This window comes from Citrobacter sp. MGH105 (genome assembly GCF_001037485.2).
Taxonomy (GTDB): domain Bacteria; phylum Pseudomonadota; class Gammaproteobacteria; order Enterobacterales; family Enterobacteriaceae; genus Citrobacter; species Citrobacter portucalensis.
The window spans coordinates 4,453,910-4,466,915 of sequence record NZ_CP073048.1; the positions used below are offsets into that span (position 1 = coordinate 4,453,910).

General features: G+C 47.2%; 8 protein-coding genes and 1 tRNA gene. 4 read left to right on the top strand and 5 right to left on the bottom strand.

The window, feature by feature from the left end; genetic code table 11:
* The first annotated feature begins 222 nt into the window (after positions 1-222).
* Complete coding sequence (locus SK35_RS21350; protein WP_048215043.1) at positions 223-891, top strand: hypothetical protein; 669 nt, start codon at positions 223-225, stop codon at positions 889-891.
* 12 nt (positions 892-903) lie between these two features.
* Entirely contained in the window at positions 904-2,109 is a 1,206-nt protein-coding gene (locus SK35_RS21355) for a helix-turn-helix domain-containing protein (protein WP_048215044.1), read from the top strand.
* A gap of 155 nt (positions 2,110-2,264) precedes the next feature.
* On the opposite strand, the gene SK35_RS21360 is transcribed toward SK35_RS21355, so the two are convergent.
* From SK35_RS21360 to SK35_RS21380, 5 genes are all read right to left on the bottom strand, one after another.
* Entirely contained in the window at positions 2,265-3,527 is a 1,263-nt protein-coding gene (locus SK35_RS21360; RefSeq protein ID WP_048215045.1) for a GIY-YIG nuclease family protein, read from the bottom strand.
* Positions 3,528-3,530: 3 nt separating this feature from the next.
* Positions 3,531-5,546 (bottom strand): DEAD/DEAH box helicase, encoded by a 2,016-nt coding sequence (locus SK35_RS21365; RefSeq protein ID WP_048215046.1) that lies wholly within the window; start codon positions 5,544-5,546, stop codon positions 3,531-3,533.
* Positions 5,547-5,586: 40 nt separating this feature from the next.
* Positions 5,587-8,265: a DNA methyltransferase gene (locus tag SK35_RS21370; protein ID WP_048215047.1), complete on the bottom strand. Its 2,679-nt coding sequence runs from the start codon at positions 8,263-8,265 to the stop codon at positions 5,587-5,589.
* Positions 8,266-8,468: 203 nt separating this feature from the next.
* Positions 8,469-9,731 (bottom strand): tyrosine-type recombinase/integrase, encoded by a 1,263-nt coding sequence (locus SK35_RS21375; protein WP_048215048.1) that lies wholly within the window; start codon positions 9,729-9,731, stop codon positions 8,469-8,471.
* 198 nt (positions 9,732-9,929) lie between these two features.
* Positions 9,930-10,014: transfer RNA gene (locus SK35_RS21380), tRNA-Leu, on the bottom strand.
* A gap of 220 nt (positions 10,015-10,234) precedes the next feature.
* Between SK35_RS21380 and ahr the strand changes: the two genes are divergently transcribed.
* Both ahr and SK35_RS21390 read left to right on the top strand, forming a co-directional pair.
* Complete coding sequence (gene ahr / locus SK35_RS21385; protein WP_048215049.1) at positions 10,235-11,254, top strand: NADPH-dependent aldehyde reductase Ahr; 1,020 nt, start codon at positions 10,235-10,237, stop codon at positions 11,252-11,254.
* 147 nt (positions 11,255-11,401) lie between these two features.
* Positions 11,402-12,904, top strand: coding sequence for a helicase HerA-like C-terminal domain-containing protein (locus tag SK35_RS21390; protein WP_048216360.1), 1,503 nt, complete (start codon positions 11,402-11,404; stop codon positions 12,902-12,904).
* The last annotated feature ends 102 nt before the right edge of the window (positions 12,905-13,006 follow it).

Sequence of the window (13,006 nt, forward strand, 5' to 3'; positions counted from 1 at the left end):
ATATTGCAGCAGCTACCCTACAGATGAAGCCTAACGCAACATACCCAAAACCACGTAGCTAAACATTCACTATTGCGAGCGAAAGCAACGTCTCTGTGCCCAAGTTTCTTGGGCTCATTCTTTCTACGAATAGTTCAGGCACCTCATAGAGATGATCTCTTCTTGCTGTCAAAACGAAAAAAAACTATGATTAAATCTGCTTAACGCAATCAGGGTATCTAAATGAGTAAAGATGACGTACAAAAGGACATTAGCGGACTGATCGTAAATGCTTTTCAGCGAGAATTCTGGCTTAACATCCAAGAAGAACTCCATACCGCATACGTGGCTGCGAATGCGCTTACAATGGGAAGCATCGCAAAACTAGGTGAGCCAGAACAATCACGCTTTCGCCCTCAAGCACGACATTATGTACTGAATGCGGCTTTTCGAAGAGCTGCAGAAAACTCGGGTATTGTTTGTTGTGACGTGGACACGACACCTAAAGGTGAGAGCTACATCATAGTAAATTCTGCAGGAGTGAAGATTAGTCGAATCGGACTGAACTATGATGAAAAGTGCATTCGAGGTGCAAAACATCGTTCTTTATTAGCAGAATTAAACGAGAGTTTTGAAGGATATACGCCAGATTTATTTAGCGAACGTGATCAATCTGAAGGTGGAGTTGGCACTCTAGGAATGTTGGTCTTAAATATCAACCCACCTCACGGTCATTCGCAAGATAACATGTTGGACCTAAGAATTGTCGTTCCCTTTACAAATATGAAGGGGTATCACTTTAACCGTTCAGTAAGCGAGTTACTTGAGCTTTACCATACTGAACAAGCTGTGGTCATACCAGACAAGGTTATTCCACAGCTGAAGAAACGCCTGAAAGAACAGGAAGGCTAACGTGGTGAAATTATGAGAGTGGGTATAACGGGATTTCAGCCGGAAAGGTTAACTCAGCTTCGTGAAGCGCGAGGGTTATCTAAAATTAATTTGGGTCGTTTGGTTGACCGTTCCCCCTCTACGATTACAAAATGGGAGAATGGCAGCCATTCTCCCGATGCAGAAGTCATTGCGATCTTGGGACAGGTTCTGAACTGCCCTGTCACATGGTTTATCAAACCAGCGGTGAAAAAAGAGAACAATCCAGTTTTCTTCAGAACTATGGCAAACACAGCGAAAGATCTGTGCAATGCTTCTGAGTGTTACATGGGGTGGTTGCAGGAAGTTTCTGCAACTTTACAGGAATACCTTGATTATCCTGAAGTAGATGTTCCTCATTTAGAGGTTACAGATTATCGTGCAATTGATGATGAAATGATCGAATTGATGGCAGCAAAATGCCGTCAGCAGTGGGGATTGGGTATAGCCCCTATTACCGATTTGCTTTTGATTATTGAAAATGCCGGAGTTGTATGTTCTCGTTTTGAACAGGGAAGCGCAATGATGGATGGATATTCTCAATGGAATGAGTCTGAGAATCGTCCTTACATTATTCTTGCTAGTGACAAAGATAATTATTACAGAAGTCGTTTTGACGCTGCACATGAGCTTGGGCACGTAGTGTTGCACAGATATGTCGAAAGACTTGACTCTGTCAATTTTAAACCAATTGAGGAACAAGCTCATAAATTTGCAGCATGTTTGATGTTACCAGAGGAAGCATTTTCGGTAGAATTACCTCCGTTCCCAACGCTTGAGAACTTTATTTCATTGAAAACTCGTTGGGGAATGTCTGCTCAATCCATGATTCATAGAGCTAAATCATTGGAACTCATCTCTCCGCTAGAATACCAGCGCCTATATAAAAGCGTTTCTGCTCGAGGCTGGAGAAAAGGTGAGCCACTTGATGATCTTCGCAAACCAGAGTCAGTGAGATTACTGCCTCGATGTGTCAATTTGTTGTTTGAAACAAACACATTCTCTAAATCAACCTTACTTGAAACTTTAAGCATGTCACGTATTGATGCCGAAGATATTCTTTCTCTTCCGCGCGGATATTTAGCAGATAAACCATTACTTGATATTAATTCAAAAATTAAACTCAAGAATAGTCTGACACCTGCAGTAAGAGAAGATGAAAAATCAAATGTTATTGATTTATTCACTCGCAAATCTTAAATAACAGATGCTGCGCTGAGATTACCGATGAAGGCTGACGCTACAATTCCTAGGGTAGTGTCAGCTTAAATCTCCTAGAGCAACACTTGTTATGTGGAGAAAACTTATACAGAATCAGAATGCTCGAATCATTTGGCAACTGGTTACCACCAGTTTCACGAATGACCTGTATCTTTCTTCGCCACAATCTTCCCTGTCGTATTGTCCATCCGATATTGCGAAATTGTACCGTCAAGAATGTACTTGATCACAGAGAGCACTGTCGCTAAAGGCGCATGGAACCATTCGCGGGGATGATAAGTTTGTCCATCTAAACCCCGTAGTGTGATATTGAGCCGTTGCTTACCTAAAAAACCGTGAATAAGCGTTTCAAATTTGTGAGTATTGATATTGAAGCATTGCGTAGTCATGACTACACGAACGGGTGCTTCGAGGAATGTTTTATCTTTTTCAGCGTGTTTGATGCGCTCTTCGATAGTTCCTTCAGTAAAGCCAATTTTATACAAATCAGGTTTAAAACGTTGAAGAGCTGGCTGGTCGCTATGCGTGGCGAGGACATAGACATATCCTGTCGGAACCGGAGCTTCATCAGGACGTATTAACTGTCCATTCAAAACAACTTTACGACCTTCTGTATCTCGTACCAGACCATGCGTAAGCGAGAGAAAAAGCATATTCATCTCAGTTCCGTTTTCAAACACCAAATGCAAACGGGCATTCCAAGGTCCATATTCCTCCAATCGCTCACCAACTTTATCTACATAGCCCATAACCCCATTGAGGATAAAAAAATCACCTTCATGAATTTTTAACTCATGGCGAAAGCGAACAAATGAAAACGCCCCTGTTTTCAGACCATTTTGGACTGTCTCAAACAGTGGGGAAAATCGATAAAAATCAGGGCACGGCTGTCGTTTGGCAATTTCGTCAGGCTGTGTTTTCTTTTCAATAGGAACATGTTTTAACGTGAAAATATCAGGCTCAGAAAACGAGAGCAATCCATCATCATCATCAGCAAAGATATCGTCCAGAGAGGTAACCAACTCCGACCTATCAACCTCGACGGGAGGAACAGAGAATGATACAGATGATTCGAGGGTATTCTCGTTATTTTCACCTGCGAGTAAGCCATGAATATCAAATGGTTGCAACATCTCGCGATACTGCTTGTTATCCTTGAGTGCCCTCAAACGTTGTGCTAGCAACGTTTCCTTAAATTCCTCCGAATCGGGTAGAGGTGGACGCCCATGAACCACATAAAATGCATTAATCTCTTCTAATCTGCTTACAGGCAGATTACCCGTAGAGGAATATATTTTTAGTGGTTCGACTATAAGTAAACCAAGATCGTCTGGTTCAGAAAAAATGTCATCAATTGTCACTTTTTGACGAACTTGAAGAGGTGAAAGTCTGAGCATAAGTTACGGTTCCTGTCGCACAATACGCTGTTGTTTCATTTTTCGGATGTAAGCTAACGCTTCTGCATAACGAACCTCTATTGCGTCACTGGCATTCAGCGATGGCTCCCTTTTATGCTCACTGGCAAACGCTTTAATTCTTGGCCAGAGCATCACAGCTTCTTCCTCAGATACCTGCGCCTGATTCGCTCTGACTGCTTCCTGAATAGTTTTTAGCATCGTCGCGGTGACTGATTTTGATAGAATCTCATAAGCACCGTGGAAAGGATTTACCGCATCAATTAAGTCAATATTCAAGTTTTCAATATTGATGAACTTATCACCCATTTTTATAAACTGATTGTTTACATTTAATGAATCATTCGAATTGCCGGAACGCTGACCTTGTCCGTTATCAATGATGGCATCCGACGGCAAATCGGCTTCATCAACTAACCCACTACATTGGCCTACAAAAAGACTCTGCAAAATACCGCTACGAACCTGTTCTAGTTCGTATTCAGTCAGGTTAGGGTGAAGCGTTTGTATCACCGATGGCAACACTACCTGAGTAATTACCTCAGGCGGTGTTGACTCGGTAATAGCCTCTTTAACCACCTGCTCATTCGCCATTAGTGCCGCCAGGATCTCGTTTTTACCGCCGTTAAGGATTGTTAGAACCTTGTCTGATACCGGTAATGCATGATCATCAACCAGAACAGTATTGGCAGGTAACGGCTCGCCAGTCCATTGAGATCGTGGTTTGAATTGAATATTTGGAGCCATGATCTGCTCCATCAACAACGAGGTGGTGATGGCTTTAAGCATGTTGTTTACTGATACTTTAACGTCATCATCTTGGGCATCAGGCTGAGCAATAAGATTAGTAAACTGTGCGTGAGTTTTGCCTTCACAATCGCGTGTCGCACGCCCAATTATTTGCACAATCTCTGTCATCGAGCTGCGATAACCAATGGTCAGCACATGCTCACAGAAAGGCCAGTCAAACCCCTCTTTCGCCATACCTAACGCAATAATGATATCCATATCGTCGGCAGAGTGGATATTACGCAGATACGCCTGTACTTTTGGTCTTTCTGCCGGGTTATCATCAACCAGATTCGCTACACGCAATAACTTTCCATCGCTTTTGCGTTTCACTCGATAGATACCGGTATCTGGCTCTTGCAGCTTCACCTCACCCAGCGCATCTAAGATGGCATCAACCTCAGCATGTTTATCTTTTGTTGATTCGCCGGAATTAACATTGGGAATATGGATGATGGTTTTTTTGCTAGCATCCAGCACTGAAGGTAGTGCCTTGATGTATGAACCCTGATAAAAATGGTAGCCAATGCCTAAAGATTTTAAATAATGGTATCCATTGAGCTGTTCGTAGTAGGTATAGGTCACTTTCGTGAACTGAGCTTCATCTTCGGGTTGCAGAATGGGTACGGTATCCCCTCGGAAGTAAGAACCAGTCATTGCAACAATATGTGCATTAGAACCTTTCATCAGAGCATCAATCAGATTGCCCAAACGGTTGTTTTCATCCGCGGAGACATGATGGAACTCATCAATTGCAACTAGGCAATCATTAAACGATTCAACATTCAGCTTATCGAAAGCAAAACGCAGGGTGGCATGAGTACAGACCAGAATGTCGTCAGGACTCGCCATAAATCGTTTAAAGGCTTCAACCTTCCCAGCCTCTCCACCGCCAATGCACAGATTATTTTCAGGTTTTACTTTCCAGTTAGCAAAGAAACCATGCTTCGTAAGTTCAGTATCTTTAAACGAACCTCCGATAGACATTTCAGGGACCGCGACAATAGCTTTGCGTAAACCCTGATTAACAAGTTTATCCAGGGCAAGAAACATTAATGCTCTTGATTTACCAGACGCTGGCGGAGCTTTGATAAGTAGATAAGAGCTATTACGCTGCTCAAAGGCTCGAGCCTGCATTTCCCGCATACCAAACTCATTTAGACTCGCACTTTGCCCAGTTTGCCCGTAAGTCACCTGTAAAATATTTTCCACAATGCAATCCTCTGTATGCCCTGGCTGGCAGAGCGACCCCTTATGCTTTAGTCAGCGCTTCGTAGCGCTCTAACAGGCAACTCAAACGCTCAGTGGAGTCCCTGAATGGTTTGTCACGGTAAAGACGATCAACGGCCTTATCTAACGCCTGATGGGCCTCAAAAAGATCAGTTGGCATCTTAAGTGGATCATATAACTCCGCCAGCGTGTTTTCTGGATAATTCTCACGCGTCAATAGCACAGTTTTTGCCAGCGCAATAATAGATTTGCGCTGCGCATCGTTCGTCTTAGGCCACGGGAAGGTGTTGTAAACTACTTTATTGCCATAGCTGTAATCACTCTTTAAGCGCATAGCAACCAATCGCATCCAGTCATTGTGTATTACTGAAGTCATGATGGCGAATTCATACAAGCTACCATTTGGAAGAATAAAGTTTCTGTCAGAACTGATGATGTCGGAGTTAAAAAAACCAAGGGGGATATACGTTCTGCGTTCAGATGAGACTCGTGGTATCAGAATGTAATCCCCAGATGTAGGCTGCCGAATTTCATCAAAGATATGTGGTGTATTAGCTTTTTTTTGTGTGCTTAACTTAGCGCTTTTTCTACGCATTTCAGCCACTTTTTGAACGCGACTGTATACATTAGGCATAGATTGAAGTTCTTCATCAGTAATCCCCACTAACCACAGGCACCAGCGATCCTGGCTATTGAGAAATTCGTCAGATCCTAATATTTTTTTTATCCAGCGAGAGGCTTGTGGTTCCTGCAGGAGTAATGCATCACGTTCAGCTCTATTCAACAGCAAGTTGCCGCCATCGGTAGGTTTATTACCAAATAATAACGGAGGGATACCGTCGACCATTGGTTTGATGGTTGGTACCACGGCAATGTTGCTGCCTTCCACCAAATAAGGGCTAATATTGCTCACTTGCTTACTGTGCCAGTGCCCGTCTACCTGTTGGAAGAGCTGACGGGTTTTGCTTCGTCCTGATAGCCCAACAATGACTACATGTACTGCCGCTTTATCGCGTGCATTGTTTGCCCATGTAAAGGTAGGGTAGGCAATATGAATACTCAGTCCCAGCTCGAAGATAGAAGGCCATAATGTTGCTACCTGCTCTCCCTGACATAACGAATTTGTAGCTACCAGTGCCAGCTCAGCACGGCTATTCTGGATATATTGCGCTCCCTTCCAGAACCAGCATGCAACAAAATCCAAACCACCTAATGACTTAAAACCTCTAAATACCGCCTGCATATCAGCACGCTGTTCATCAGAGCGGCCTAACGTCCCTAAAAACGGCGGGTTACCAATCACATAAACTTCATCATCAATCCCTTTTGGACACACTTCCTGCCAGTCTTTTTTCAGGCTATTACCGCTCCAAATTTTACCTGATGATCGCAACGGCAACGCTGGTGGTGCTGAACCAATATGTTCTTCCCACTGCTTATTTAGTTGATGCTCCGCAAGCCAGAGAGAAAGCCGAGCTATTTCACAGGCAAAATCATCGATCTCAATGCCGTAAAACTGGTCGAGATGGATACCGCTCATAAAAATGGATTGTGGGTCGCATTGCAAAAGAGCCTGAATCACGTCCATTTCTAAAAGACGTAGTTCTTTATAGGCGACAATCAAGAAGTTCCCTGAACCACACGCAGGATCAAAAACTTTCATTTTCCCCAGACGGAGAAGCAACCGTTTGAGACCATTCGTGTTTATGCGTTGTTTTTCAAGCTCTGAACGCAATGGCTCAAGAAATAATGGTTGTATAACCTTCATGATATTGCTGTAAGAAGTGTAATGCTGTCCTAAACGGCTACGCTGCTCCACATCAATCACGGCCTGGAACATACTGCCGAAAATGTCAGGGTTAATCTCGCTCCAGTCCATAGCACTGCATTCAAGTAAGATACGTCTGCCCTTCAACCCCAACTCTGGAACAGGCTCATCACTGGCGAATAAGCCACCATTAACATAAGGGAATGCGGACAAATGAATGGGAAGCAATTGACGCAATTTACTATTCGGTTTGCTGTTCATCACAGTAAACAGGTCTGTCAAAAACTGATCTAAATCGCTGCCATCCTCGGCGGTGTAACTTTTCACAGCCGAAGTGAACTGCCCTTTTTCAAAGATCCTGGTGTCTTCGGCAAAAAAGCAAAACAACAAGCGAGTGAGGAAAACATTAAGCGCGTGGATATCTTCTGCTTTGCTTAAATCATTACGCTCCTTGATAAGATCAAACAGCTTTCCCATTTTTTCAGCGGCTTTCACATCTGCCGGATTTTCACTATTGAGAATAGCCTTCTCCAGCCCGACCAGCGGTAAGAAAAAACCATAGTTGCGGGGCAACTCTTCAAACTCAATATCAAGACGCTCCTTCGTCAGTGTGTCCCAGGCTAAAAAGCGAACAAAATTTGTTACTAGAACAAAGCGGATCTTATTTTTTGCTACAGCAGAATCGGCAATACGTTGCTCAAAAGCAGATTCGAGATCATCAGTATCCGCCACTGGCTGGTAGTAAAGTTTATTTTTTAATGCAACGTGTCCTGGCTCTTTCGCAACATTACGCGCCCCACCTTGCCGAATCTGACTCAGGGTAGATTTAGGGAACTCAAAAGCAGTTAAAAAGCCGTATATAAATTCATTTTTCTCAGTGCTTTCAAGTAGTTGCTCGAGATGCTCAAAAATTTTCGCCTGATTAACAGCCATTATTTTTCCTAAAAAATACAGTACCCGTAGAGGATGATGCACTCATTCTAACCGAAGAAAATTTTATCAAGTAGTTCCAATGCGTTACCTAGGTTGTATCAAAAAAATAGAAAACTTAAGCCCTATGCCTGCCACCGCAAGGCGGCAGGCTTCGCTCAGAGTACTTAATCGTCAGCGGAAATTTATCCTCAAGACAGCCGTTACTACCGCGTAGACTCTAGTTTCCCAAAATCAAACGGACTAACCCCTTTCTCCCGATTAGCATCCAGATAATCCGCCCACCATTGCAGCATCAACCTGCGCTCCCCCAGATGCTCCGCTTTATGGATGTAGGCAGCCCTAACAGAGCTACGCTCCTGATGGCTCATCTGCCTTTCTACCGCATCCCTCGACCACAATCCTGATTCAATAAGTGAACTACAGGCCATCGTCCTGAAACCATGTCCACAGACTTCCGTTTTGGTGTCATAGCCCATAACTCGCAAAGCCTTGTTCACCGTATTCTCACTCATCGGCTTATGCGGATCGTGATCGCCCACAAAAATCAGCTCTCGATTTCCATTCATGCTTTTGATCTTTTCCAAAATAGCTAAGGCCTGCCGCGATAAGGGTACAAGATGGGGAGTTCGCATCTTCGAACCACGCTGAGAATGTTTAACACCGTCCAACAGTTCACGCTCACCGGGGATCGTCCACATGGCCGTTTCAAAATCCACTTCTGACCAACGGGCAAAGCGCAGTTCGCTTGAACGGATGAAAACTAACAAAGTGAGTTCGACAGCCAGTCGAGTTAACGGCCTGCCGGAGTAATGATCAATGCGGTGAAGTAATTCAGGTATGCGGTTAAGCTCCAGAGCCGCACGATGCTGTCTTTTAGCAGTGGCAACCGCACCGGCAATCTCTTGCGCGGGGTTGTAGTCGATTAAGCCGCTCTGAACGGCAAACCGCATAATCGCGGTAGTTCGCTGCTGTAAACGGGCGGCGACTTCAAGACGTCCGGATGACTCCACCGCTTTAATGGGTACAAGAAGATCCCGAGTCTTAAGCTCTGCAATGTTCCGCTTACCGATAGCAGCAAAGAGATTATCTTCTAGGCTTTTCAATACACGAGCACTATGCGATGCAGACCACTTCTGATTACTGGCATGCCAGTCTCTGGCGACCACTTCAAACGTTATCGCTTCTTGCTCTTGTTCTACCTTAACAGCTTTCTTGTTCTCACTAGGATCGACGCCATTAGCTAATAGCCTACGCGCTTCATCCCTGCGTGCCCGGGCATCCGCCAGCGACACTTCAGGATATTTCCCCAGCGCCAGCATTTTCTCCTTACCGCCAAAGCGATAACGAAGCCGCCAATATTTGGAACCGTTAGGGTGAACCAGCAAAACCATGCCTTCACCGTCAGTTAGTTTATAGGCTTTTGCTTCAGGCTTAGCCGAACGAACCTTCACATCACTCAGAGCCATGATGAGTATCCTTTCAAGGGTTCTGTGTGGGTACAAACATTATCGTACCGCGATATACCCGCAGTTGTACCCGCATCAGTAAGTTGATGTAGATTGAATCAGGTTGACTTAGGTTGAGTGAAAAAGCGAGGAAAGTCTTGCGGATACTGGATTTCAGGCACAAAAAAAGACGTCCGTTGACGTCTATTGATGTTCCGATGGTGCCGAAGGCCGGACTCGAACCGGCACGTATTTCTACGGTTGATTTTGAATCAACTGCGTCTACCGATTTCGCCACTCCGGCACGGAAGGGATGCGGAAAACGTTGTGGATTATACCTGTCATGCGCCACCATGCAAGCGCCAGCGTGTGTCTGGCTCGCTAAGTGTTGAAAATTTCAGCATTACCTTTCTTAGCTGTAACCATCATCACAGTTTGCCCCCGCCTTAATCCCCCCTTCTGCGAAGCGTCCCGTTTCCCCATGCTCTACACTTCCAGTTCAACACCATACTGAGGGAAACACGATGTCGATGATAAAAAGCTACGCCGCAAAAGCGGCGGGCAGCGAACTCGAACTCTATGAATATGATGCGGGCGAGCTTAAGCCGGAAGATGTCGAAGTCCAGGTCGATTACTGCGGTATCTGCCATTCCGATTTGTCGATGATCGACAACGAATGGGGATTCTCTCAGTATCCGCTGGTTGCCGGGCATGAGGTGATTGGTCGCGTGGCGGCGCTCGGCAGCGCAGCGCAGGATAAGGGCCTGAAAGTTGGTCAGCGCGTCGGCGTTGGCTGGACGGCGCGCAGCTGCGGGCATTGCGATGCCTGTATCAGCGGTAATCAGATCAACTGTCTGGAAGGGTCTGTTCCCACAATTCTTAATCGCGGTGGCTTTGCTGAGAAGCTGCGGGCCGACTGGCAGTGGGTGATCCCGTTGCCGGAGAGCATCGATCTGGCGACAGCTGGCCCCTTACTGTGCGGCGGCATCACGGTGTTCAAACCGCTGCTGATGCACCATATCACCGCCACCAGCCGCGTCGGGGTGATCGGTATCGGCGGCCTGGGGCATATCGCTATTAAGCTGTTACACGCGATGGGCTGCGAAGTGACCGCGTTCAGCTCCAATCCGGCGAAAGAGCAGGAAGTGCTGGCAATGGGGGCGGATAAAGTGGTCAATAGCCGCGATCCGGATGCGCTAAAAGCGCTGGCGGGCCAGTTCGATCTCATTATTAACACGGTTAACGTCGATCTCGACTGGCAGCCCTATTTTGAAGCGCTGGCCTACGGCGGTAACTTCCATACCGTCGGCGCGGTGCTGAAGCCGCTGCCGGTTCCGGCGTTCACCTTAATAGCCGGCGATCGCAGCATCTCCGGTTCGGCAACAGGTACGCCGTTCGAGCTGCGCAAGCTGATGAAGTTTGCCGGGCGCAGCAAGGTGTCGCCCACCACCGAACTGTACCCGATGTCGCAAATTAATGAAGCAATCCAGCACGTGCGTGACGGCAAAGCCCGCTACCGCGTAGTGCTTAAAGCCGACTTCTGATCGTCTTTGCCGGGTGGCGTAAGCTTCCCGGCTATTCTCCCCGCTATTCCAGACAGGTTAAATTCTCCTCACAATCTCCGCAATTTAGCGGTGAAGAGTGCGTCACGGTTGCCTATACTCCAGGCAGGATAAATGGAGGAAATCTCAATGAGCGCACCCCTGCTAATTGCCCGCACGCCGGACACCGAACTGTTTTTACTGCCAGGCATGGCCAACCGTCACGGGCTGATTACCGGCGCGACCGGGACCGGTAAAACCGTCACGCTACAGAAGCTGGCCGAATCGCTGTCCGAGATTGGCGTACCGGTATTTATGGCCGATGTGAAAGGTGACTTAACCGGCGTGGCCGAGGAAGGACAAGCCTCTGAAAAGCTGCTCGCCCGCCTGAAAAATATCGGCATTACTGACTGGCAACCGCATGCTAATCCGGTCACGGTGTGGGATATCTTCGGCGAAAAAGGTCACCCTGTGCGGGCCACGGTGTCTGACCTCGGCCCGCTGCTGCTGGCCCGTCTGCTGAACCTCAACGACGTGCAGTCCGGCGTGCTGGATATTATCTTCCGCATTGCCGATGACCAGGGTCTGTTGCTGCTCGATTTCAAAGACCTGCGGGCTATCACCCAGTACATTGGCGATAACGCTAAATCCTTCCAGAATCAGTACGGCAATATCAGTAGCGCCTCGGTCGGGGCGATCCAGCGCGGGCTGCTATCGCTGGAGCAACAGGGCGCGGCACACTTCTTTGGCGAACCGATGCTGGACATCAAAGACTGGATGCGTACCGATGCCAACGGCAAAGGGATGATTAATATCCTCAGCGCCGAGAAGCTCTACCAGATGCCAAAACTGTACGCCGCCAGCCTGCTGTGGATGCTCTCCGAGCTGTATGAACAGCTGCCGGAAGCGGGCGATCTGGAGAAGCCAAAACTGGTGTTCTTCTTCGATGAAGCGCACCTGCTGTTCAACGATGCTCCGCAGGTGCTGCTGGATAAAATCGAACAGGTGATCCGCCTGATCCGCTCGAAAGGGATCGGCGTGTGGTTCGTCTCGCAAAACCCGTCGGATATTCCGGACAACGTGCTTGGTCAGTTGGGAAACCGCGTGCAGCACGCCTTACGCGCGTTCACGCCGAAAGACCAGAAAGCGGTGAAAAGCGCGGCGCAAACCATGCGCGCCAACCCGGCATTTGATACCGAAAAAGCTATTCAGGAGCTGGGAACCGGTGAGGCGCTGGTGTCGTTTCTGGACGCCAAAGGCAGCCCGTCGGTGGTTGAACGGGCGATGGTGATTGCGCCATGCTCACGGATGGGACCGGTGACGGACGACGAGCGCAACGGACTGATTAATCACTCTTCGTTGTACGGTAAATATGAAGAAGATATTGACCGCGAGTCCGCCTATGAACGTTTGCAGCAAGGCGTGCAGGCCAGTACCGAGCAGCAAAATACGCCTCCCGCCAACGGTAAAGCCGTCGATGTGGACGGCGGTATTCTCGGTGGGTTGAAGGATATTCTGTTTGGCAGCACCGGACCGCGCGGCGGTAAGCGCGATGGCGTGGTGCAGAGCGTGGCGAAAAGCGCGGCGCGACAGGTTACCAATCAGATAATTCGCGGCATGTTGGGGAGTTTGATGGGCGGGAGAAAACGCTAGCCCCGTGTTACGTTGCCGGATGGCGGTGTAAACGCCTTATCCGGCCTACGGGTCCGGAGTAGGCCTGAAAAGCGCAACGCCATCAGGCCTACGATTACTGTG

Bases quoted from the DNA above. Each gene is read 5' to 3' on its own strand.
- SK35_RS21390 (WP_048216360.1), top strand. From the start codon at position 11,402: ATGAGCGCACCCCTGCTAATTGCCCGCACGCCGGACACCGAACTGTTT.
- SK35_RS21375 (WP_048215048.1), bottom strand. From the start codon at position 9,731: ATGGCTCTGAGTGATGTGAAGGTTCGTTCGGCTAAGCCTGAAGCAAAA.
- ahr (WP_048215049.1), top strand. From the start codon at position 10,235: ATGTCGATGATAAAAAGCTACGCCGCAAAAGCGGCGGGCAGCGAACTC.
- SK35_RS21360 (WP_048215045.1), bottom strand. From the start codon at position 3,527: ATGCTCAGACTTTCACCTCTTCAAGTTCGTCAAAAAGTGACAATTGAT.
- SK35_RS21355 (WP_048215044.1), top strand. From the start codon at position 904: ATGAGAGTGGGTATAACGGGATTTCAGCCGGAAAGGTTAACTCAGCTT.
- SK35_RS21350 (WP_048215043.1), top strand. From the start codon at position 223: ATGAGTAAAGATGACGTACAAAAGGACATTAGCGGACTGATCGTAAAT.
- SK35_RS21370 (WP_048215047.1), bottom strand. From the start codon at position 8,265: ATGGCTGTTAATCAGGCGAAAATTTTTGAGCATCTCGAGCAACTACTT.